Annotated in this window: 21 protein-coding genes; 4 read left to right on the plus strand and 17 right to left on the minus strand. The window is 55.8% G+C overall.

Going from position 1 to position 22,407, the window contains the following annotated elements; translation table 11 throughout:
• Window positions 1-17 precede the first annotated feature (17 nt).
• The 7 genes from ACI7MX_RS21270 to ACI7MX_RS21300 all read right to left on the minus strand — a co-directional run bounded on the left by ACI7MX_RS21270 (window position 18) and on the right by ACI7MX_RS21300 (window position 9,802).
• Window positions 18-2,429 carry a type I restriction-modification system subunit M gene (locus ACI7MX_RS21270; RefSeq protein ID WP_202210424.1) on the minus strand — a complete coding sequence of 804 codons (2,412 nt, stop codon included), beginning with the start codon at window positions 2,427-2,429 and terminating at the stop codon, window positions 18-20.
• Window positions 2,430-2,816: 387 nt separating this feature from the next.
• On the minus strand, window positions 2,817-5,198 hold the full coding sequence (locus ACI7MX_RS21275; RefSeq protein WP_405591279.1) for a glycosyltransferase: 2,382 nt from the start codon (window positions 5,196-5,198) through the stop codon (window positions 2,817-2,819).
• Complete coding sequence (locus tag ACI7MX_RS21280) at window positions 5,198-5,842, minus strand: transferase (protein WP_314485777.1); 645 nt, start codon at window positions 5,840-5,842, stop codon at window positions 5,198-5,200. Before ACI7MX_RS21280 ends, ACI7MX_RS21275 begins: the two co-directional genes overlap by 1 nt.
• A gap of 785 nt (window positions 5,843-6,627) precedes the next feature.
• Window positions 6,628-7,383, minus strand: a complete 756-nt coding sequence (locus ACI7MX_RS21285; RefSeq protein ID WP_405591282.1) for an SDR family NAD(P)-dependent oxidoreductase — start codon at window positions 7,381-7,383, stop codon at window positions 6,628-6,630.
• Entirely contained in the window at window positions 7,380-8,420 is a 1,041-nt protein-coding gene (locus ACI7MX_RS21290; protein ID WP_405591285.1) for a ketoacyl-ACP synthase III, read from the minus strand. Before ACI7MX_RS21290 ends, ACI7MX_RS21285 begins: the two co-directional genes overlap by 4 nt.
• A 3-nt stretch (window positions 8,421-8,423) precedes the next feature.
• Window positions 8,424-8,645: a phosphopantetheine-binding protein gene (locus ACI7MX_RS21295; protein ID WP_314491343.1), complete on the minus strand. Its 222-nt coding sequence runs from the start codon at window positions 8,643-8,645 to the stop codon at window positions 8,424-8,426.
• Window positions 8,642-9,802: a DegT/DnrJ/EryC1/StrS family aminotransferase gene (locus ACI7MX_RS21300; RefSeq protein ID WP_405591290.1), complete on the minus strand. Its 1,161-nt coding sequence runs from the start codon at window positions 9,800-9,802 to the stop codon at window positions 8,642-8,644. The genes ACI7MX_RS21295 and ACI7MX_RS21300 overlap by 4 nt, the downstream gene beginning before the upstream one ends.
• 401 nt (window positions 9,803-10,203) lie before the next feature.
• On the opposite strand from ACI7MX_RS21300, the gene lafA reads away from it, so the two are divergent.
• Both lafA and ACI7MX_RS21310 read left to right on the plus strand, forming a co-directional pair.
• A complete protein-coding gene (gene lafA, locus ACI7MX_RS21305) occupies window positions 10,204-11,079 on the plus strand; it encodes a lateral flagellin LafA (protein WP_314491335.1) in 876 nt (291 codons plus the stop codon).
• Window positions 11,080-11,231: 152 nt separating this feature from the next.
• Window positions 11,232-12,026: a winged helix-turn-helix domain-containing protein gene (locus ACI7MX_RS21310; protein WP_314491332.1), complete on the plus strand. Its 795-nt coding sequence runs from the start codon at window positions 11,232-11,234 to the stop codon at window positions 12,024-12,026.
• A 97-nt stretch (window positions 12,027-12,123) separates the two neighbouring features.
• On the opposite strand, the gene ACI7MX_RS21315 is transcribed toward ACI7MX_RS21310, so the two are convergent.
• The 10 genes from ACI7MX_RS21315 to flgM all read right to left on the minus strand — a co-directional run bounded on the left by ACI7MX_RS21315 (window position 12,124) and on the right by flgM (window position 20,010).
• Entirely contained in the window at window positions 12,124-13,035 is a 912-nt protein-coding gene (locus tag ACI7MX_RS21315; RefSeq protein WP_405591295.1) for an OmpA family protein, read from the minus strand.
• Complete coding sequence (motA, locus tag ACI7MX_RS21320) at window positions 13,022-13,897, minus strand: flagellar motor stator protein MotA (RefSeq protein ID WP_314491325.1); 876 nt, start codon at window positions 13,895-13,897, stop codon at window positions 13,022-13,024. The genes ACI7MX_RS21315 and motA overlap by 14 nt, the downstream gene beginning before the upstream one ends.
• 1 nt (window position 13,898) lies before the next feature.
• Window positions 13,899-14,633 (minus strand): FliA/WhiG family RNA polymerase sigma factor, encoded by a 735-nt coding sequence (locus ACI7MX_RS21325; protein ID WP_314491323.1) that lies wholly within the window; start codon window positions 14,631-14,633, stop codon window positions 13,899-13,901.
• A gap of 9 nt (window positions 14,634-14,642) precedes the next feature.
• A complete protein-coding gene (fliL, locus tag ACI7MX_RS21330) occupies window positions 14,643-15,107 on the minus strand; it encodes a flagellar basal body-associated FliL family protein (RefSeq protein WP_314491320.1) in 465 nt (154 codons plus the stop codon).
• 67 nt (window positions 15,108-15,174) lie between these two features.
• A complete protein-coding gene (locus tag ACI7MX_RS21335; protein ID WP_405591300.1) occupies window positions 15,175-16,248 on the minus strand; it encodes a flagellar hook-length control protein FliK in 1,074 nt (357 codons plus the stop codon).
• A gap of 3 nt (window positions 16,249-16,251) precedes the next feature.
• Window positions 16,252-16,569 carry a hypothetical protein gene (locus ACI7MX_RS21340; RefSeq protein WP_314491314.1) on the minus strand — a complete coding sequence of 106 codons (318 nt, stop codon included), beginning with the start codon at window positions 16,567-16,569 and terminating at the stop codon, window positions 16,252-16,254.
• Window positions 16,553-16,936 (minus strand): flagellar export chaperone FliS, encoded by a 384-nt coding sequence (gene fliS, locus ACI7MX_RS21345; protein ID WP_314491311.1) that lies wholly within the window; start codon window positions 16,934-16,936, stop codon window positions 16,553-16,555. The genes ACI7MX_RS21340 and fliS overlap by 17 nt, the downstream gene beginning before the upstream one ends.
• An 8-nt stretch (window positions 16,937-16,944) precedes the next feature.
• Entirely contained in the window at window positions 16,945-18,270 is a 1,326-nt protein-coding gene (gene fliD / locus ACI7MX_RS21350; protein ID WP_314491309.1) for a flagellar filament capping protein FliD, read from the minus strand.
• A gap of 1,024 nt (window positions 18,271-19,294) precedes the next feature.
• Window positions 19,295-19,729, minus strand: a complete 435-nt coding sequence (gene flgN, locus ACI7MX_RS21355; protein ID WP_405591305.1) for a flagellar export chaperone FlgN — start codon at window positions 19,727-19,729, stop codon at window positions 19,295-19,297.
• Entirely contained in the window at window positions 19,726-20,010 is a 285-nt protein-coding gene (flgM, locus tag ACI7MX_RS21360) for a flagellar biosynthesis anti-sigma factor FlgM (protein WP_314491305.1), read from the minus strand. Before flgM ends, flgN begins: the two co-directional genes overlap by 4 nt.
• A gap of 195 nt (window positions 20,011-20,205) precedes the next feature.
• On the opposite strand from flgM, the gene ACI7MX_RS21365 reads away from it, so the two are divergent.
• Window positions 20,206-21,537 carry an MFS transporter gene (locus ACI7MX_RS21365; RefSeq protein WP_314491303.1) on the plus strand — a complete coding sequence of 444 codons (1,332 nt, stop codon included), beginning with the start codon at window positions 20,206-20,208 and terminating at the stop codon, window positions 21,535-21,537.
• 17 nt (window positions 21,538-21,554) lie between these two features.
• Complete coding sequence (locus ACI7MX_RS21370) at window positions 21,555-22,382, plus strand: alpha/beta hydrolase (protein ID WP_314491300.1); 828 nt, start codon at window positions 21,555-21,557, stop codon at window positions 22,380-22,382.
• Window positions 22,383-22,407: the final 25 nt, after the last annotated feature.

Here is a 22,407-nt window from a genome sequence, read left to right on the forward strand (position 1 = left end):
CGGCCTAACCTGCGCACTCATAGCGCAAAACCCATCTTGGCTAGGTGCTCGCCCACCCTAGCTGCCAGTGCCTCGACCTCAATGGTCAATTGCGGTAACGGCGTGGTATAGCGTTCTGCCAGTTGGCGTATACGCGAGGTCAGGGCTTGGGAGACGCGATTCAGTTCGGTCTGTACATCAATGGTCAAGGTCGCAATCCATTTGTCTTCAATCACCAAGGCTTTGATATCCGGCTCGCTGAGCTGAATATATTGCTTGGCGACTTTTACATCGAGCGCCTTTTGCGCATCTTTGACCTTTTTCCCTGCGGCGGCTTCTTGCTCCAGCACGGCGAGATAGTGCTCAAGGGCAGAGCGCTCATTGGCGGCATCTAGGTCGATTTTGATTACCTTGATTCGATCTTTCACGCTTTTGGCGCTGAGTTTGCCTTTGTCGGTTTTACCCTCGGCTAACAGACCATCTTCGCCACCCTGTTCTTCATCCATCTCTTCAAGCTGGCGGCTAAAAGCATCGCGGGCGGCTGCGAGCTGCTCGATGGCAGCGGCATCTGTGGCGAAGTAGCGTTTGATCAGCAGCTCTGGCGGCAACAAGTCTGTGTTCGGCTGGCCTTTGTTCGGGCCATCAACAATCAGTGCCTGCCAGCCGTCGCTGACTAGCTGATACAGATCGTCCTGCATGGCTGTGGCCCAGTAATCGAGCAGGTGCTGGTATACGTCGTAGGCATCCAGCAACGGGGCCTGGGCGAAGCTGGCGAGCAGGTCTTCGGCCAGGTTGTCGATCAACGCCTTGGGTTTGTCACCAATTGCGATGGCGTGCAAATGCGGACGATTGCGGGTTTTCCAGCCTTCGAACAGCTCGGTGATGGTCTGGTTGAAAGTGGTGAATTCTGGATGGGCAAAAATAGTCGGTTTGATCGCACCAATGGCCACTTGCAGCAGGCTGTAGCCAGCCCGTGCGGGGGCAAACAGGCTGGCGCGTACCGCCGGGATAACCTGCCAATAGGCGGCCAACGCATCGATGTCGCGGTTGGGAATGCCGCCTTGCAGGTGGGCGGCAATGTCTTGCAGGTCTTCGGCAGCGCTGGCGTCGATATAGCGCGGGATGTTGAGGTTGTAGTCATTGGCAGCAATCTCGGCCAGCGGCACTAGGCGAGAGTATTTGGCTACTTCGTGCTGCTGGGTGAAGGTGTCGACGATCTTGTGAATGTCTTGCTCGCGCAGGCGGTTTTTGTTGCCGTCTTTAATAAAGCCTTTGCTGGCATCGAGCATAAATATGTCTTTGCGGCTGTGGGCGTGCTCTTTATCCAGAATGATGATGCAGGCCGGGATGCCGGTGCCGTAAAACAGGTTCGCCGGTAAGCCGATGATGCCCTTGATAAAGCCCTGCTGGAGAATGCGCTGGCGAATAGTGCCTTCAGCACCTCCACGGAATAGCACTCCGTGCGGAAGAATTACCGCGCCTTTGCCAGAGTGCTTGAGCGAGGTAAGGATATGCAGCAAGAAGGCGTAGTCACCATTCTTCTCGGGCGGAATACCCAAACCGAAGCGCTCAAACTCATCTTCAGCCGGATTGAACCCGTTGCTCCAAGCTTTGGTTGAGAAAGGAGGGTTGGCGACGACGAAGTCAAAACGCTTGAGCTGACCTTTGAACGGGCCATGGGCTTCAGTGAAGTACGGCGCAGAGAGGCTATTGTCCTTCCAGATGGTGGCCGTCTCGCAACTGTGCAAGATCATGTTCATCTTAGCCAAGGCACTGGTGGCGTTGTCCATTTCCTGGCCATAGATGCTCAGGTCGAGGTTGGTGGCGTGCTTGGCTTCGTCGTGGGCTTTCAACAACAACGAGCCAGAACCGCAGGCCGGGTCATAAATGGTCTGGGTGCTGTCGGTGGCTGCGTTAATGCAGATGACCTTAGCCATGATCCGCGAGACTTCTGCCGGGGTGTAGAACTGACCTTTACTTTTGCCTGACTCGGTGGCGAAGTGGCGCATCAGGTATTCGTAAGCATCGCCGAGGATGTCGTCACCCTGAGCGCGGTTACCTTTGAAATTTAAGCCGGGTGAGTCGAAGATGCTTACCAGGTTGGACAGCCGATCCACCATCTCCTTGCCTTTGCCAAGCTTTTCGGCATCGTTGAAGTCGGCCACATCAATCACGCCGGTGAGGCTGTTGGCCTCGGCAAGGGTGCGAATGATGATGTTGAGCTTGTCGCCAATTTCCTTGTCGCCTTTGAGCGCGATCATGTCGGCAAAGCCCCCGCCGACCGGCACCTCAAGCATTGCGCTGTGTTTGCCAGCGTATTTGTCGGATACGTACTTCACGAACAGCAGCACCAGGACGTAGTCCTTGTACTGTGAAGCATCCATACCACCACGTAACTCGTCGCAGGATTTCCACAGGGAGGAATACAGTTCAGATTTTTTGATAGCCATTGGGGAAAGTTACTGCCTGAGCAAATGGGGTAGGAGTGAGGTGACGATTTCGACTGGGTGTTGCACCGGAACGGTAGCTTGAACGGCCTGCAGTGGCTGCGTGTCTGATTCGGAATATGCACTATTAACCAGGGAGACTTGAGGACTGGCTGCAATACTGGATTGCAGCGCTTGATGAAGGCGCCGCTCTGAGCGGGCAAATCCTTGAGTACCTCGTTCTTGTGAACGAGGCAGGCCATGTCCTAGCTGATCCTGCAGCTCCATGCTGCCTTCCGTGCCCTCGGTGATATCTCGCATTGTCGTGATGTGAGAGTTGTGGCGCAACCGCATTGCGTAACGCTTTTCAAACTCTACCGGTGACAGCTGATTGTTGAAACCATGTCGGCGTTATCCAGCCCTACATATACTCGAATAGTACAGATATAAAGGTATGCGTACTATCTGGAGAGATGAGGCAGAGCAAGGGGTACAGGGGAAATAGTACGGTGCATGGGGTGCTTGGGCGAACACGTCCAGCCCGCCTACGTCATCAAACACGGACTTGCGAACCAATAAGCAGACATCCGAGACCGCACTGTAGTTTTGGTCCACCCACAAGCGGTTCATATAGCCCGGCGAGTGCATGGGCTGCCCGGCAAAGGCATGGCCGGCATGACCTTCAAGGCCCAGGATAATCCCGCCATGAGTGATTGTGCGTGAGGTCGATATTGCTTTGGCACCAACAATACCGACCTCTGGGCGTTGTCCGTGATTGAGCAGCTCATCAAGCCATTGCCGTTGCATGAGCACAGTATCTGCTCGCAGCAACAGCAGGTAATCGCCCCGCGCCTGCCCGGCCGCCAAGTTAATGGCTGCCACGTGCGTCAGTGGCTGTGGCGCGGGTATCACCTGCAAACGATCCCCCATCAGCGCCTTGATGCCCTGCAACCATAGGGTCGCGTCCGGGTGAGCGCTGGCGTTATCCACCAGTACCACGTCGTAATTCGGGTATCGGGTGTACTCCATCAGGCTGATCAAGCAGCGCTGAATGGCTTCCAGATCCGTGGCCAGCACCAGCACAACCGATACACAGGGTTGTTGCGCATGACCATAATTGATTTTGAAATGCCCCTGCCGAGGAGTGGTCAACGCTGCCTGCTCATACCCGCGTGCCTGTAAGTGCGTCGTCAATGCCGCAGCCAGATGCGGACTATCAGGCAGACAAGGCATCTGATTGATGACCATTGGCTCGCTGACATGACCGAACCCGATCAAACCATGCTGATCAATCATGCGCAGAATCAGTTCAAACTCGAGTGCGCCTGCGTATTCAGGGTCGAACCCCCCCGCCACCCGCACGGCCTCACAACGCAACAGCCAGTTACGCGCCAGGATCCCCGGGAGACTGAGCAGGTAGTCCAGATTGAAGTCGGGGCGCAAAGCCGCACTCAACGCCCCTTCAGCCTCCTGCACCCATGCATCACCATAAATGGCCCGGCAATCCGGATCCTCCAACAGCTCCAGACCGGCTATCAGCAGGCCGCAGGGTGTGAGGAGATCACCCGCATCCACCAGCATCAGCCAAGCACATTGCGTACGCTCGATGACCGCATTAATTTGGGCGATGAAATCGGGCGGCTGACACTCGACAAATTCAACTTCAGGGTGCACCGAATCCCGGCAAATCCGGGGGCTTATCACATACCCCTTTGCTGCTCCATAGCGCTTGCGCACGCATTCCAGGCTGTCGAGCGTTGCCTCAACCGCTTGCGCATCGCCTGAGCGGTCCAGCACCAAAACGGCTATGCCCGGCCCCCCGTTGTAATGCGCCAATCGCTCATCGACAAGCCGCGCCTGCAACGGGCTGAGCACCCGTGTCGCCCGCCAGTCACGCTGCTGCGCCTGACTGATCACGCCTTCACGGCCATCCATCAATCGTTGATAAATATCCACCGAGTCAACGTTGTCAGCGCCCCCCAGTTCGGCCACCCGCACCCGCCGCGTACCGGTTGCTTCCTGGTACCAGCCCATCGCCCGAATCTGCTCACGAAAAGTGTTATGTCCCTGATGACCAATACCCGGTAAGTCGCGGCCTTGCTGACTGAATTGTTCACTGGACACCCGAAACATGCACAGCGGTTTGGCCAACAGCGCAAGATCACCTGCTTGCAAAAGCTTGACGTAAAGGCTCAGGTCCCCCACCCACTCAATGCCGTGACCGTTGAGCGACATCAACTGATCACCGAACGCCATCAGATCTTCCCGGCGACATAACACACAACTGGGCTCGCCAATAAAATTCAGTGTGTGATCGACCAACCATGACACCAGCTCTTTACCGTCAAGCTGCACATCCATCGGAAACAGCGGAGTCGTGGCCAGAATGTCGGGCATAGGCTGCCCCTCACTGTCGATGCGGGTGCGCCGCGACGAGGCCATTGAAATGCCGGGGTTATCTTCCATCACAGCGACCAACTGCTCTACACAATCGGGATGCAACACATCATCGTCATGAAGAAACTTGACGTAATGACCGCGTGCCAACCGAATACACTCGACGGTGTTATGCAGTTCAAACAAGGCGTTCTGGTTACGTTGATAGCGAATGGGAATAGCCGTTATTTTTGCTACCCGCTCCACCACACTGGCTATCAACGTGCTTGCGCTGTCGTCGCACACGATTATTTCCAGTGTTTCGTAAGTTTGCTGGCAGGCACTGAGCAACGCGGCTTCAAACCAGGTCGGTTTATAGGCGGGTATGACAACACTGACGAGTGGACGGGCAGGCATCAGTTCGATCCTTTTTTGATAAACACGACGTTGGCTGGATTGCCCACCATGGTTGCGCCAGCCGGTACATCGCGCAGCACTACGGCGCCCATGCCAATCACGGCGCCATCGCCGACGGTGATGTTTCGTGCCAGCAGTGCGCCTGAATGGAGCACCACGCCATGGCCAATGGTGACGTAGCCGGCAATGACACAGCGCGGGCTGATGTGGACGTAATCGCCGATGGTCACGTCGTGGCCGACCAGGGTTTGTTGCTCAATGAAGCCATGATCGCCCACACGGCAATCCACCCCGAAGCTGACGTCATAACCAAAGAACGTTGCGCCGTGGTACGTGCGTAAATCCAGCTGACAGCGTGTGCGTATGGAGATGAACTGTGCGCCTTTGGCTACCAAGGGTTCGACTTGCAGGCGGCGGCTGGCAGGATTGCCCACAGCACTGATAAACACATGCTGTGGTTGAGGGCAGAATGTGTGTGGATAGCCCAGCCAGGGGAAAGCGCTATTGGCGGCTATGGCGTCAGGGCCTCGCTCGTCCAGAAAGCCTGCGATTAGCCATTGGGTTCCATGGGCGAAGTCGGCGGCCAGTTGGGTTAGGGCCTGACGCCCTAACCCGCCGCCGCCCACGATGATCAGTTGCTTCATGTTCACTCCTGAAAAGGCCCCCGAGTACCGAGCCGTCGATACGGTGTTGGGTGGTTCGTAAATTCATCTTTTCGCTATTTAGCTTTTAGCTTTTAAAACGATCTAACTGCCGCCACCGAAACAGTGGGAACGACACTGAGGCCCCTCACAGGAGGCTGAACGCAGGTGCTGTTATGGGGGTGGCGAGGCAGGACGCCGAGCCAGCCGCGATCGGGCCAAGGATGGCCCGTCGCGGCGGCCCCCCATAACAGCACCGGAGTGAAGGCACCGCCGAGCCTAGGCGAGGCGGCCGTATGGTAGGGCAAGGACTTTTTGGGTATTTTTGTGATGGTCCGACACTCGGCTGTTTGACAAAAGTACCTCGCCGTAAGGGCGAAACCATAACTTCAACTAGACGCTAGTAATGGATATGTACTCGAAGCTTTTAATAGGCCCGTGTACATATCCATTTAATGCGTTAAATCTTTCTACGGGTTCCGCCCTTACGGCGGCTCACTTTTGGCAAACAGCCCCAAAAGTAAGCAAAAAGGCCTTGCCCCTGCGTACGGCCCTCGCTGCGCTCAGGTGTCCCTCGCTCCGGTCCCGCTCCGTGGGCACGCCGTGACGGGCCATCCATGGCCCAACACGGCTCTCCCGGCATCCATGCCGGTCGACCCACTCCGCGAAACCTCCACTCGGCCTCCCGATGGGGCGGCAGATCAAGATCAAGATCAAAAGCCAGATCAAAAGCGAATCAAAAGCGGATCAAAAACTGATTTCAGGCCAATCAATCACTGGCTTGCGCTCTAACGCACACTCATCCCCCCAACCATCACCAACGTCGCACCCGTGATCCAGCGACTCGCCCCGGACAACATAAAAATAGCGGCATGGGCGATGTCTTCCGGCTCGCCAAAACCCAACGGGTAGCTCGCCAGTTGTTCACTCACAGAGGCCGGCGACTTGCGCAATGATTCCAACAACGGTGTGTTGGCCAACCCCGGCGCCAGGCAGTTAACCCGTATACGACGCTTGCTCACTTCAAGCGCCAAGCAACGCGCCATCGCTATAATCGCGGCCTTGGTGCCCGAATAAGCCCCCACGCCGGGTACGCCTTGAAATGCAGCAACCGACGCAATGAAGACAATGGCGCCGTCGTTCGCTATCAAGTTTTTGCGAAGCATCGCCTGGGTCAGCAACAGGGGCGACTCCACATTGAGTCGATGCAAGTCTCGCAGGTGCTGCTCGGTCATCTGCCGCGTCGGGCAGATAACGGACGTGCCCGCGTTGTGCACAACCCCGTGTATCTCTCCCAATGTTTCCACCAGCATCGCTCGATCATGCGCTTCGGTCAGGTCGCCGATGACGGCACGGTGATCAAGTGATGACAGGCCGTTCAATAGCTCACGCGTTTCATTCAGACGCTCGATATTTCGGCCTGTCGCAATCACTTCTGCGCCCATGTTTGCGCAGCCCAAGGCAATCGCTCGACCAAATCCTGAACTCGCTCCCGTGACCAGTACACGCTTGCCCTGCAGGCTGAAGGGGTTGAACGCACTCATGACTCAATCAATGCCGGGAAGCACGCGCCGTCAATGTCCACAAGGCATGTCGCCCACGACAAACCAATCCCGAAACCGCACAGGAGCAAGCGGTGAGGCCCGCTCTCAAGCTGTTCATGGAGGCATGCGGTCATGGTCAACGGTAAAGACGCACCGCTGGTGTTGCCAAAATCGCGCAGACTGCTGGGCACTTTCTCGGCGGGCAACTCAAGTTTTTTGCGCAACGTGTCATTAATCATCCGGTTAGCCTGATGGAAGATGAAGTAGTCCACTTGCTCCTTGCTGACGTGAGCGTACTCCAGCAATTTTTCGACGGCAGGCGGGATACGCTGCGTCGAAAAGGTCAGTACGGCCGGGCCGTCGAGTATCAGGTCCACAGGCCGGCGCCAAAGCGCTTGGGGGTCCTGACGGTGCGGCAGTAGATGTTCGATGGCGGTTGGCTCACGGTGGCCTCCCACGGGCAGGATTATGGCTTGGTGACCACTGCCATCGCTGTTCAGGTCAAAGTGCATGGGCGCCGCATGGGCGTCGAACTCCATCGCTGTCGCAGTGCCCGCATCGGAGAACAATGGATCGTTGGGCGTGGAGGTGCAGTCACCGACCAACACAAGGCCCTTTTTGACACTGCCACTGGCAATCATGGAGCCCAGCAGGTGCAAAGCGTAGGGATAGGCGGAGCACCCAAGATTGACGTCAAAGGCCAGGGTTGAATGGGGCAACCCCAGCCGATCTTGCAAAATGATCGCGGTGGCAGGCGCTCGATAATCTGGGGACTGGGTCACAACGATCAAGGCATCAATGTCACAGCGTTGCCACTTCAAGGCGTCGAGCAGTGTCTGAGCGGCGTCAAAGGCCAAATCCGAAAAGCACTGCCAGCTGGGTGCCACGCGGCGAAACTCAATACCGATGTTGCGCACCAATCGCTCACGCTCAGCGCGCAGCTGCGGCTTGCAATCCAACAGATTAGAGACGCGGTTTTTGGGCACGCACGTTGCCATGCCGCTAAAGCGGACGTGTTGCAGGGTGCACTGAGGCATGGCTTAACCCACCCTGCGGTACAAATCACCCACCGTGGTGGCGGCATACAGGTCTTCGCCGGTGATGCTTTTTTTATAGATCAAGTCAAACATCACAATGACCCCCAGCGCAGCGAGGGAGTCCCACTCGGGCAGAGCAGACAATTGGGTGTCCAGCGTAATGTCGACAGGCACCTGAAAGTCGGTGGCATCAATAAAGTTGGCGATGAAGGCTTCAGTGCTCATGGTTGCAATCTCTTTGAGTCAGACACAGTAAGGGGTGTAGCGCGAGAACGGAGGGTTGCGAATGAGGCCTCACAAATTACGGCGACCACACGTTCGACTTCGCTCAGGCTTAAATCAGGGTGAAGGGGCAGGCAAATCACTCGCTCGGCGACGCGAGTGGCCACAGGTAACGCAGGGACACTGGCCTGCGGATGGTGGCGATAGGCAGCCATGCCTGTTAACAGCGGGTAGAAATAACGGCGGGTAAAGATCTGCTGTTGCCTGAAGGCGTCATACAGCTGATCACGACTCAGTGGATAGGCGTCTTCAATCAAAATGGGGAAATAGGCGTGATTGTCGGCTTCACGGCATAGCGTAATGCCGGGCACACAGGCCAGACGCTTACGGTACAACGCATCAAGCGTGGCGCGCTTTTGCAGTGCCGCCTCTATATGCGTCAGTTGCAACAGACCAAAGGCGGCGCTGATTTCGTTCATTTTTCCGTTGATGCCGCAGGTGACCACCGTGGTTTCATCGACAAAACCAAAGTTGCGCAGTTGATCCACCCAGCGCTTGGTCTCGAGCGACGGACTGATGATGGCGCCGCCTTCGAAGGTGTTGAAAACCTTTGTCGCATGCAGACTCAAAACACTCATGTCGCCATGACGCAACACGCTGCCCTGCCCGTCCCGAACAGCAAAGGCATGCGCCGCGTCATAGATCACCCGCAAACCATGACGCCCGGCTATTTCACCAATGGCAGCAACATCGCAGGGCACGCCATAGCAGTGCACGGGCAAGATAGCGCGGGTATGCGGGGTGATCGCCGCTTCAATAGCGGCTGGATCAAGATTAAAGGTCTGCGGATCGATATCGACAAACACCGGCTTTAACCGATTCCAGACCAGTGCATGAGACGTGGCCGCAAAGGTGTAAGGGGTGGTAATGACTTCTCCATCTATGGCCAACGCTTGCAGCGCGACCATTAATGCGGTGGTGCCATTGTTGAATAACGATAAATGTTCAACGTCCAGGTAATCCGCAAGGGCCTGCTCGAAGGCCTGGTGAAAAGGCCCTGTATTGGTCAAGCGCTTGCTCTCCCAAATAGCCCGTAAATAAGGAATGAAATCATCCAGTTCAGGCAGGAGTGGACTGCTGACATACACGTCTTTATTCATTAGCCCTGACTTCGAATGAGCGTGCGAATCGGATAAACCCTAAACCGTAAAACTCCGCTGACGTGTCTGCCGCTTGCAAATAAAGAACACTCACGTGAACAGCTCTATCCGGTATATCCATGCATCTGCAGACGTCATGCCAACTTTAATAAAAGGATATAAGGCAATGATTTAAAGGCCCTTTAAAACACGTCGCCACTTATACAGTGCTGATGCCTTCCTCTTTTGACTGCCCACTTGCCGGGCATGCGGAAACCACGCTTCCGCTAATGCCAAGAGTGAGGGCCTGGATAATAAAATGCGCAATTAAAACTTAAGGCTTATCAAGAGTGCGTCGCCTTTAAGAGTGAGCGGGCACTTGGCGCCTGCATTTACCTTAGTGCAATCAAGGATAACGACCCATGGCTCTTACCATTCACACCAACTATTCATCGTTGCTCACTCAGACCAACCTGAACAAAACCAACAACGCATTGGCTGTTAACCAGCAGCGCCTGGGTACTGGCCTGCGAATCAACTCCGCTTCTGACGATGCCGCAGGTTTGCAAATTGCCACCCGCCTCAATGCTCAAACCAAAGGCATGGCTGTGGCGGGGCGTAACGTGAACGACGCTTCATCGCTGCTGCAAACCGCCGATGGCGCGTTCGGCGAGATGACCGACATCCTGCAACGCATGAAAGACCTGGCCACACAGTCTGCCAACGGAACCAACAGCGACGATGATCGTAAAGCCATGCAGGCCGAGTACGATGAACTGGGTAAAGAACTCGGCAACATCATGGAGAACACCTCATACGCGGGCGAGAAACTGTTCGGCAAGGACGGCGCCACTGGCAAATTTGGTACTGCTGTCAGCTTCCAGATCGGCTCAACCGCTGCCGAAACACTGACCTTGGACGTCACAGCCCAATCCTCCGCCTTGGGTGCCACCCTGGACGGCCTGTCCTCGAACTACACCACCTCCGGCACACCCGGTACTGAAATCAGCACCAGTGGCAGTGCCAATACGCAAATCGACGTACTGTCCGCAGCCTTGAACGACGTCGGTGAGCTACGCGGCCAGTTCGGCGCCAACATCAACCGTCTGGCCCATACCGCCAACAACTTGGCCAACATGAAAGACAACACCGAGATGGCCCGTGGTCGCATCATGGATGCCGACTTCGCCAGTGAAAGTGCCATGATGAGCAAAAACTCGATGCTGATGCAGTCGGGTATCTCCATGCTCAAGCAAACCGGCCAAATGCCTGGCCTGGTGATGTCTTTACTGGGCTAAACCTGGCCGCAAAAGAAAACGCCCTTGCATTCAAGGGCGTTTTTTTTGGGTAAAGAGCTAAAGGTTTACATCAAAAGAAGAAACGTCCTGCATCATTCTTACACCCGGCGCTGGAAAATTCTCTTACTTAATCGTAGAGAAGCCTACCTCTGATGAACACACTCTCCGCGAACTTAAAGACCGGGCACAGCGAGGGCCTGGCCTTTTTCTGCTCAGCGCTTTGCACATTGACGCTGTACAAAAACGCTGACCGACAAATCATAGATTTAGGGTTTTCGGGTGGACGGCTGCTTGCCCGCCTTATGCAAGAACCGGGAGAAATGATTGATCGCGATACCTTGACCGCCTACGCCTGGCCCAATCGTGTCGTCGGCCAGGGAAGCCTGAATCAGCAGATTTATACCTTGCGCAAAATTTTGGGTGATGAAAAAGATCGCAAGATCATTCAAACCGTCACGCGGCGCGGGTATCGATTGAACCCAGACTTCGTAGTGACCCAGAACAACGCAATAAGCACTGAACATCAGGGCGAAACGCAACTCGCACCTTCACTGCCCGGGGGTTCGCGCGCTGAAATACAGCTCAAATGGACACTCAGGGCAATGGCAACTGCGGGCTTTGTGGGATACATCCTGACCGCACACCCCAGCCAATTGTTTGCCAGCCTGCACATCATGGGTGACCATACGGTGACCTATGTCGAAACAAAGAAAGATCAACTCAAGCAACTTATCAACCTGACTCGCGGGCTCAGTACACGGCTCGTCAGCTTGAGCAAAAAACCGATGGAACTGTCGATCGTGACAATCGATGATCAGACCTATCATGTTTACTGCTCGGGCCAAACAGGTGCGAATTATATAAGCTTGCACGACGATGAGCTTCACACGGTTAGCGACACACAGCTGCGTGAGTGTATAGAAGGGGTTACTCAGCCCATCCATTAATGGCTAAATTAGATCGAACGAAGCGATTTTCAAAGAAACGGGAACAGACCCCGGCGATAATGCGCGGCCAAATGGCTGCACATTGCGCCCGGTAAGGCTAACGAGGTTTATCAGTGAGCGCGGGAACGGACTGTACATAGTCAACGGCACCCGGTGCATAGTTCGCGAAGTTGCCGCTGAACAACTGCCTATACAGTGTTTCAGCCTGCTCAGTAAGTACCAGCAACTCAATACGCCGGTTAGCCCCGCTCAGAGGCTCCTCAGGCCGTAAAGGCATGACATCGGCCTGCGCCGAAACCTGCAAAATACCTTGAACCGGCAACCCTGAGTTCACCAGTACACTTCGAGCCTGCAAGGCCCTTTCTCCGGACAGATTCCAATTGTCATAACCGCGCGAGTCCCGGTACGGGGCGGCATCAGTGTGCCCACTGACAATCAACTTGTTTTGCACCTTGGCCAGCACTAGCGCCAGTGCGCTCAGCAAGGTGCGAAAGTGTGGATCAAGCGTCGCGCTGCCTCGCTCGAACATAAAACGTTTGTCATCATCCTTGATCAGAATTCTCAAGCCTTGGGGCACTACATGCACTTCAAGATTGGACATCGCATCCGTGCGCTCGGCCAGCAAGGCCATAAGCTTTGCCAGCGATTGCAGTTCTGTCTGGCTGTCATAGCGTTGCAAATCCCCTGAAGGGGCGTTATTGAACTGAACTTCCGGGCGGCGCGGCACCCAATCAAATGCCGGCAGACTGTCGAAAGCTACTGGAACTCGGCTGACATCGTCAAAAACCCCCGCCCCTCCTTCAATGACCGTTGAAGCCATCACTTCCTTTGCAATGCGTTCAGCGTCGGCTTGCGGCTGAATCACCCACAGCACCATGAACAGCGCCATCATCGCCAGAGCAAAGTCGGCAAAGGCTACCTTCCAGGCTCCGCTGTGGTCTTGGTTGTGCCCCCGCTTGCTGCGACGCTTGACAATAATCTGGTCATGTTTGTCTTCACGCGTCCTCATTGCGTCCATCCTCAAAACTGGTCACCCATCTTTCCAGCAGCTTGAAGGCCGGCTTGACGTCCTGTTCAATCAACTTGCGACCCGCATCGACTGCCAACAAGGTAGGCTTGCCGGCCACATGGGCGACCAGGGTCGTGCGCACACACTCCAGGGCCGATAACTCGGTTCGGATGCGTTGAGCCATTGCATTGCTCAGCGGCTCCATCATGCAATAACAAAAGAAAATCCCGAGAAACGTACCCACCAGCGCTGCGGCCACATGGGCGCCAATTTCAGCCACTGACCCGCCAATACTGTCCATGGTGATGATGATGCCCATGATCGCCGCCAAAATACCGAACCCGGGCATGGCTTCGCCCACTTTGTGCAACGAGCGCGAAGGCAGCAGCAATGCCTCGTGCATGGCGTCCAGTTCCTGCTCGAGAAAACCTTCAAGTTCATGGGCGCTGATTTTGCCCATGGCCATCAACCTGAAGTTATCGGCAATAAAGGCCATCAGGTTTTTCTCTTGCAAAATCAGAGGGTATTTACTGAATAGATCACTCTGGTCTGGCTCTTCAATGTGCGCATCGAGCGCTTTTAGGCCACCCATGTCGACGGTTTCGAGCAACTCATAAAGCACCATCAGCAACTCGCGCTGAAAGGCCTCGCCGCGACGGCGAAAGGAGAACACGCCTTTGACCTGCACCCACATCTCGAGCAGCACTTCCTTGGGGTTGCCAATAATCATGCTACCCAGGGCAGCACCCAGCACAATCAGCATTTCAGAGGGCTGCCACAACACGGACATGCTCCCTCCGGCAATCACGAAACCACCCAGCACGCAGCCGATAATGATTAATGCACCTAACAGTTTCTGCACGTTAATTACTCTTGGTTAAGAAGGTTCGAGCCTTATCAATGGCCTGCTTGCTCAGTTGGCACACACGCGCATCACTGATTTCGAGCACCAGACCGATTTCCTTCAGGTTCAGCTCGTGCAAGTAGTAGAGCGTCAATACCAGTCGCTCACGCTCATTCAGCTCGTCCAGTGCTTGAGTCAACATGCGTTGGTTGCTCACCATCGCCTCGACACTGGCAGCGCCGTTATGAAAGTCTCTGCTGGTGTCCAGCAACAGGGCATCAAGGCTCTCTAATGCCTCTCCGGCTTCTGCTTGCAAGTACGCCTGAAACTGCGCAGGGCTCAGCCCGGTGGCTTGCAAGGCTTCCTCATCACGGGGTTGGCGACCCAGTCGGCGCGTCAGGTTGCGCAAAATATCCCGGGTTTTGTGAGCGTGTTGGCGAACCTGGCGAGGGCGCCAATCGAGTCTGCGCAACTCATCAAGAATGGCGCCCCTAATTCGCAACGCTGCAAACCGCGCAAAGTGCTCATCGGGCACGCCGTAACGACGCAGCCCCTCAAGCAACCCCATCAGCCCGATCTGCTCCATGTCTTCACGGTCCAGCACCTGACTGGTTTGCAGGGACAATTGATTGACTATGCGCTTAACCAGCGGCAAGTAATTCAACAGCCAGCGCTGTTCAGATTCAGGCGCTGCTACCACCGTGCAGGGGTCGCCCGCATCGGGGCCGTAATCAGCCAGACGATCACTATTCATGGGGGGCAATTACTGCACCAGCATCTTGCTGACCAGTACCGAAGTGAACGGTATGTCCATCCCTTTGGCACTGAAACTCTTGCGCAGATCTTCTTCAAGACGTGACTGCAAATCGGTGAGCGACAAGGCACGCACTTGACTAAGCGGGAGCGCCGACAATGAACCCACCACAGCATTGCGCACCAATAGCTCGGCCTGCTTGAAAACGCTCGCTGACTGTTTGGCATCTCCTTGCAACGCGAGGTCGAGCACAAAATAGTGCTCGCGGTCGTCGCCTCGCAGATTCACGACAATTTTTTCGACCGGATAAAACACATAGTTGGACGGATCCTGAGCAAGCGGAGCCTCACCACTCTTTTGCGCCTGCTCAACGACCGACCTGTTATCAGGGCGCAAGTACAGATAGCCAAACACGACACTCCCTAGAGTGATGACCGTGTTCAGCCCTACGATTAATAAAATGACACGCGGCATCCACATAGCAGTCTTTCACTACACATGAAGTTCAATTTGGGCGTGGTGCAAGCGCCGCTTTCTTCGGCTACACCGTGACAAGCACGTCACTGCCATATCCTTTGGACACACTGTCCGCCATCTGTACTTCTTCCATCGCCTGAGCAATGACGGATTCATGCTGCTGGCGCGCCTGCTCTCGAGACGACTGCCCTCGGGAATCGCTGGAAACTTGCACGTCAACGTGAAGCAGGTTCTGCTGCACCAACTCTTGACGCATGCGCTCACTGGAATGCGCGAGCAAGCGGGCAACATCGGTCTGGGCGGCCGAGATATGCACACTCAAGCGACCGGACTCATGACTGATGAAAATTTCAAGGCTGCCCAGCTCCGGCGGATCCAGCCGAATGGTGGCCTGCTGAAAGCGCTGCTGGACCTGGATTTCAACGGTTTCACGCAAGGCATTGAGCATTTGCTCACCCCAGCGCGCTTGCGGGGCTACCAACTTGAGCCCTCGCTCAAGCACAGGCTCTGAAGAGGCTGTTGCGCCTGCCAGGACAGGTTGGGGGACCGTCACGTCAGCCAATTCCAAACCCACTGGCGCTGCATTCGGCAAGCCTGACCACTGGCTCACTGCGGGTGCGGCTGTTGCGACGCTCATGACGGGCGTGGCCGTCCACGTTACCCCTCGGCCTGGCATCAAGGTTTGGGTATCGAGCGACAACGCCATGCGTTCACCCTCCCCCTGTTTTGCACGGCTCTGCGTCATGGCCGCATCAAGCAATGGCAACGGTTCGTTAACCCCCAGCACCCCTGCATCAGCCGCCAGCCGTTTCAATACGCCCGCAGAAGACAAGGGCGGTGCAGAGGTGGTGTTTGAGTCGAGGACCTGCACATTGACTGCTTGCTGGTTGAGCATCATCAGCAGCCATTGCTGGGGATCCACCAGCGCTTCGACAGCGGCCGCTTGCTGCGCTTGATCTTGTAGCGGCACGTACTCAGCGGGCATTTCAGTCAGCGGCAACGGCAGCTCAAGCTCGGAAGCTTGCGGAATATAGATCACCTGTGCGAGCGCCTCGATAGCACCCTCCACCTCAGCGTCAGGCGCAGGGTGCGCCACCAACGGGCTGGAACCACCGAGCAAAGAAAGCGATGCGGGCATGGCTTAGTTCACTCCTTGCAGACTGTCAGCCAATGAATAGGCCTGACGCCCTTCTGCATATTCGGTGTGGTTTGCCAACATCTGGCTCAAGCGCGCACATTCGCGTGCGCAAGCCTGCAAGGCATGACCGTGCAACGCCTTGAGCGGCGCCAGTTTGAGTCGGGTTTCGTCGTTAAAGGGCTGGGCATTCTGCAAGCCCTCAAGGCATTGTCGGATCAACCCGTCGACCTGGCCGATACGCACCCAGTCTTCCCTGGCCAAGGCTTCGGCGAGCAACCCTTGTAGCTGGGCCAGACGACTAAAGTCAGTTGCGGGCGGCATTGACACCCTCCCAGCCTTCGCGAATTTGCTCCAGCAGGTGCGTGACTTCGTCTATTGCGCTGAGCGACAACGAAGCACTGACCTCCACCAGACGATGCAGGCAATAGTCATAAAGGCGCGACAGACTGATGACCAACTCCCCGCCCTGTTCATGATCGAGAGTGCTGTTGAGCGCGTTGATGATGTTCATGCATTTCTCCAGCGACTGCCCTTTGAGATCGTAATGCCGGGTTTCAATGTGCCCACGGGCGCGAGACAACTCATCCAGCAGCCCATCGAACAACACCAGCACCAACTGATAAGGCGAGGCGCAAGACACTTGGGTATCGAGGTCGATTGCGCGGTAGTTGTCATAGCCATCATTCATTTTTCAGATCATCCGAACATGCTGAAGGTTTGTTCCATCGCTGCCATAACTTGCGCCAACTGGGTGTACTGCTTGAGATAGCGCTGATAGTGATTCTGGTATTTGATCTCCAGATCCTCGTATTTCTCATCGACCCGTTGCAGCAGGTTATTGAGGTTATCCTTGCGCGCCTTCATGGCCCCTGTACTGCCGCTGGTGTAGGTGCCGAGCCTTTTATCGAGGCTTTCGAGCAAATTTCCGGTGCCTGAAAAGAGTTTTTCGAAACCCTCCGGGTTTGCATCCAGCATTTTTTCGAAGGCTTTGGTATCCACCTTGAGCTTGCCGTCCGATCCTGCCAGCACACCAAACTCCATCAGCGTGACCCCGCCAAATGGTGTGCGCAGTACCGAGTTGAGCATGGCCTCGATGGCACGGATGCTTGAGTCGCCTGCCAGTGCGCCGCGCTCGCCGTTTTCCCCTCCCGAACCGGTCAGGTCATCGAAGGTACTCAACATGGTATTGATCGCAGTGACAAACTCATTGAGCTTGTCATTGGTCGCGGTTTGGTCACGGCTGATATTGACGGTCAGCGGCTCGTCCCCAGCTTCATGCACTTTGCTGAACGTCAGGCTGACGCCTTCGATCATGTCCTTGAAGGTGTTAGAACTTTGCTGCAGCTTCATCCCGTTGGCGTCAGCTCCCAGATAGACAATGGCGTCCTGGGCCCTGGACAACTCCTGTGCGGTTCCCAGACTGGTTTCCAGCGGGCTGCCTGCAGCATCTGTGCGCATTTCAATGGCGTACTGCTCGCCTGTTTCTTCGGCGCTCAACACCATCGTCACCTCACCGCCGCTGCGCACCAGCGTGGCTTTGACGCCCTCGTTATCCGGGTGATTATTAATCGCCGAAGCCAGCTCATCCTGGGACAGAGCGCCATCGCCGTTACTGTCCGCAGCGGCGAGATCGACGGCAAATTCGACGCCATCCTGTTTGATATACAAATTGCCCGAGTCGGCAGCATCATCACCCAGACCACTGAGCGCGACTTGATGCCGACTGGCCAGTTGTTCCACAAAAAACTGGTAGCTGCCTTCTTTGGCACTGGCACCAAGGGTGGCGCTGGCGATCCCTTCAGCGCTGAAGGTGGCCGCATTGATCAGCATGCTTTTGTCAGCACCCTTGAAGCTTTTGATCGCATTGCCCAAGGCTTTGAGCGCTGTATCCAGGGCGGTGACTGCTTCCAGCTGGGCCTTGTATTTGGTCTCGTTACGCTGGGCCTGCGCTAATTCGCGCTGGACTTCATATTCAGCGAGAAGTTTGGCTTGAGCCTGGATGTAGTCGGTATCGATAGCCATGAACGTGCTCTCCTTGGTTGCTTGTTAGCAAAACCGGTGCCAATAGATAACTTGTTGTTTTATATGGATTATTTTCTGTTCTTATGAAGCGGTGCTTCCGGTTTTCAGCTAGAGGGTTTAACTGGGCCGGAAAGGTTGTTTCCGGATTATTCGGCTCAGAAGTCCGCAGGATTTAAAGGCGACATAAAGCGGGGATTGATTAAGGGCAATAAGTTTGAATAGAGGGAATTAAGGGAGAGATATTCGCTTTTAGCTTTTAGCTTTTAGCTTTTAGCTTTTAGCTTTTAGCTTTTAGCTTTTAGCTTTTAGCTTTTAGCTTTTAGCTTTCAAAACAATGCTACTGCCGCCACCTAAACAGTGAAGCCAACACTGAGGCCCCTTACAGGAGGCTGAACGCAGGTGCTGTTATGGGGGTGGCGAGGGAGGACGCCGAGCCAGCCGCGATCGAGCCAAGGATGGCCCGTCGCGGCGTGCCCCCGTAACAGTGCCGGAGAGAAGGCACCGGGCGAGCCTAGGCGAGGTCGGCCGTATGGTAGGGCGCAGACCTTTTGGGTACTTTTGGGATGGTCCGACACTCGGCGTTTGCCAAAAGTACCTCGCTGTAAAAGCGAAAACTTTAGTTCAGCTAGACACATGCAATGGATATGTACACGAAGCTTTTAATTGGCCAGCGTACATATCCATTAGGTGTATTAAGACGTTCTACGGGTTTCGCCCTTACGGCGAGGTACTTTTGTCAAACAGCCACAAAAGTACCCAAAAAGGCCTTGCCCCTGCGTACGGCCCTCGCTGCGCTCAGGTGCCCCTCGCTCCAGTCCCGCTCCGTGGGCACGCCGTGACGGGCCATCCATGGCCCAACACGGCTCTCCCTGCATCCTTGCCGGTCGACCCACTCCGCGAAACCTCCACTCGGCCTCCCGACGGGGCAGCAGATCAAGATCAAAAGCAAGATCAAAAGCAAAGCGAGAGCAAGAGCAGTGCAACTGCGCATCAAAGAGCTCGGTAACTATTACCCCTATTTAATTCAATACCCCGGCGCGTACAGATCCCCCGCCTGTGGGTCCAGCAACCGCTGAACAATATCACTCTGCATTGCTAATACTTTCCCATTGTGCTCGTTCAGCAAAAGACACCGCTCAGCGCTGCTCACCACGTCTTTCCAGGCTGTTTCTAAGCATGCTCGCCGTTCTGGCGCGAAATAACCCATCAGCGTATCCATTGCCTGACTCTCCCCGCGAAGCTGGAAGGCCCCCATCACTTTGCTGCGACGACGGGCACGCCCTCGTACCGCATCGAGCAACGGCAGGATGCACTCATTGACCACGTTGATTTCTACCGTGTCACGGGCCAGCAATAGCGCATAAAGACGCGTCATGTGCTCATTGAGCAGGGCAAAATCCCTGACGTCATCGAACACATCCTGCTCAATGATGCTGAGCAGCTGATCACGTTGATTCAACGGTTATCACCCCGGTGATAAACCAGCATCTCGGCCGCCAGTGCAGTACTGTCAGTCACAATTTCGCCCGCCGCCACGGCGGCTTTAAGGCGCGCGACTTTATCCATGTCTACAGCCGGCAATTGACTCAATACTGACTGGATCTGTTCTAGGCCAGGCTTGACTGAAGGGGTCGCGCTGACCGAAGCGACGGCTTTGTCGGTGACAGGCTTGCTTTTAGCAGTGCTCGCAGGCTCGGCACATTGGCTAAAACCAGTAGCCGGCTGACGGGTAATTTCCATGATGGGGTCCATAACCAGGAGGTATAGGAACCTAAGGCGACCCTTTGCAGGCCGCACTTAAATAACTTTTGAAAATAATCCTGCTCCGCGTTGTTCTTCCAAGGTTAACCCTGCGGCTGGTCTAAATGGACGATGTACCCGCCACCCGGTCCGTGGAATAACTCGATAACTAGAACAAAACCGGGAGAACCCGTTGTGAATTCATCTTTGCGCCCCACCTGGCGAACTCACTACGCATTAGGCGTATTGGCAGCCATTTACGTGTTCAATTACATCGACCGGCTGCTGATGGCGATTCTGATCGAGCCGGTGAAAGCTGAGTTCGGCATTTCCGATACCGGCATCGGCCTGCTTTCAGGCGTCACTTTCGCGGTGTTTTACACCGTGTTCGGCTTTCCGCTGGGGCGTTTGTCTGACCGTATCGGGCGCAAGCCGGTCATCGCGCTCAGTTGCATTGCCTGGAGCCTGATGACCATTTTCTGTGGGCTCGCCGCCAGTTTCACGATGCTGGTGGTGGCCCGCATCGGGGTGGCCATCGGCGAGGCCGGCGGCACGGCGCCGTCAATGGCGATGGTCTCGGATCTGTACCCACCAGAACGGCGCTCAACCGCCCTTTCTGTCCTGATGCTGGGTTCCAGCCTAGGTGCTATTTTTGGGCTGGGGCTTGGCGGCTGGATTGCTCAGCACTACGGCTGGCGTACTGCCTTTGTGGTGATCGGCGCACCGGGCATTTTCCTCGGTTTGCTCTTGCTGCTGACCGTACGCGCGCCCAAACCGGCCATGCTGGTCAATCCCAGGCAAGCGGTGCAAACACATTGGGCCACGACTATCCGCGAATTGTTTCAAACCCCGTCTTATCTTTGGCTGGTACTGACTGGAGGGTCGGCTGCCATCGCCGGTTACGCCATTGGTACCTGGAGCCCCAGCTTCCTGATTCGTTCCCACGGGCTGAGCCTGCAAGATGCAGGGTTGCTCGCAGGGGTAGCCGGAGGTGCAGGGGCGACCTTGGGCACACTCACTTGCGGCATTCTCTGCGACCGTCTGGCGCGCCGCGACAAGGGCTGGCAAATAGGGGTGCCGCTCCTCGGCACGCTGATCAGTATCCCGTTTGCCCTGTCCTACTTCCTCTGGCCCGTCGGCACTGCGTTTTCAATCGGTAACACGCCAGTGCCCACAGCATTCCTGTTTTACAGCGTGTTCAGTTTCTTTGGCACGTGGTGGGCAACGCCGTGTCTGGGGGCTATCTCGCATCTGTTCCCGTCGACCCGACTGGCGCAAGCGACCGCTATTTTCGTAATGGCCATGACATTGCTCGGTGTCGGCGTCGGCCCGTTGTTGATTGGCATGCTCAGTGACGGCTTCGCTCATCGTCTGGGCAGTGAAGGCCTGCGTTATGCCTTGGCGTCCTGTGTATCGCTGCTGGTAGTGGCATCTGTTTTTCTGGCCATGGCCCTGCCCCGCTACCGTAACCACCTGAACAACATCACGCCGTCGCCCGCCCCTTTGGCGAACGCCGTCAGTGCCTGATATTTGGAGAGCCTCTAATGACTGAACAAGACCTGCCACTGCCGATCGGCCACTTCGTCACGCTGGATAACGGCTTGCGCCTGCACTTTCTCGACGAGGGCAGCGGCCCGGTCGTGCTGTGGTTGCACGGCAGCGGCCCCGGCGCCAGCGGCTACAGCAATTTCAAAGGCAACTACCCACAATTTGTCGCCGCAGGTTTTCGCAATCTGGTGGTGGATTTGCCGGGTTTCGGGCGCTCGGACAAACCCGAAGACGTGAACTACGATCTCGACTTTTTCGTCAAAACCATCTCCGGGTTTCTCAAGGCAGTGGGCGTCAAACGCGCAATCCTGCTCGGTAACTCACTGGGCGGGGCGATCGCGCTGGGCCTGGCGCTGGCAGAACCCGAGCGTGTGGAGAAGTTGATTCTCATGGCACCGGGCGGCGTAGAAGAACGCGAAACGTACTTCAAGATGATCGGCATCCAGCGCATGGTCGAGTTGTACAGCGCCGGGCCGCTGGGCATTGATCAAATGCGTAGAATCATGAGTTTGCAATTGTTCGACAGCTCGCAACTGGACGACAAACTGCTGGCCGAGCGCGTGGCCGTTGCCGTCCACCAGCCGCGTAATCTGTTCGCAACCATGATGGTGCCGAACATGACTGATCGCCTCGAAGAGCTGCAAGCGCCGATCCTCGGATTCTGGGGCACTGATGACAACTTCAACCCTGCCAGTGGCGCCCTGAAAGTGCTCAAGCATGCACCCGATGCCCGCTTTATCATGCTCAACCGTTGCGGCCACTGGGTTCAGGTCGAGCACCGCGAGTTGTTCAACAAGGCCTGTCTGGAATTTCTGCGAAGCTGACCGATGTCTGAGTCTTCATCTCATT

Origin of the sequence: Pseudomonas sp. 2024-210, from assembly GCF_045062345.1 — a bacterium.
GTDB lineage: Bacteria > Pseudomonadota > Gammaproteobacteria > Pseudomonadales > Pseudomonadaceae > Aquipseudomonas.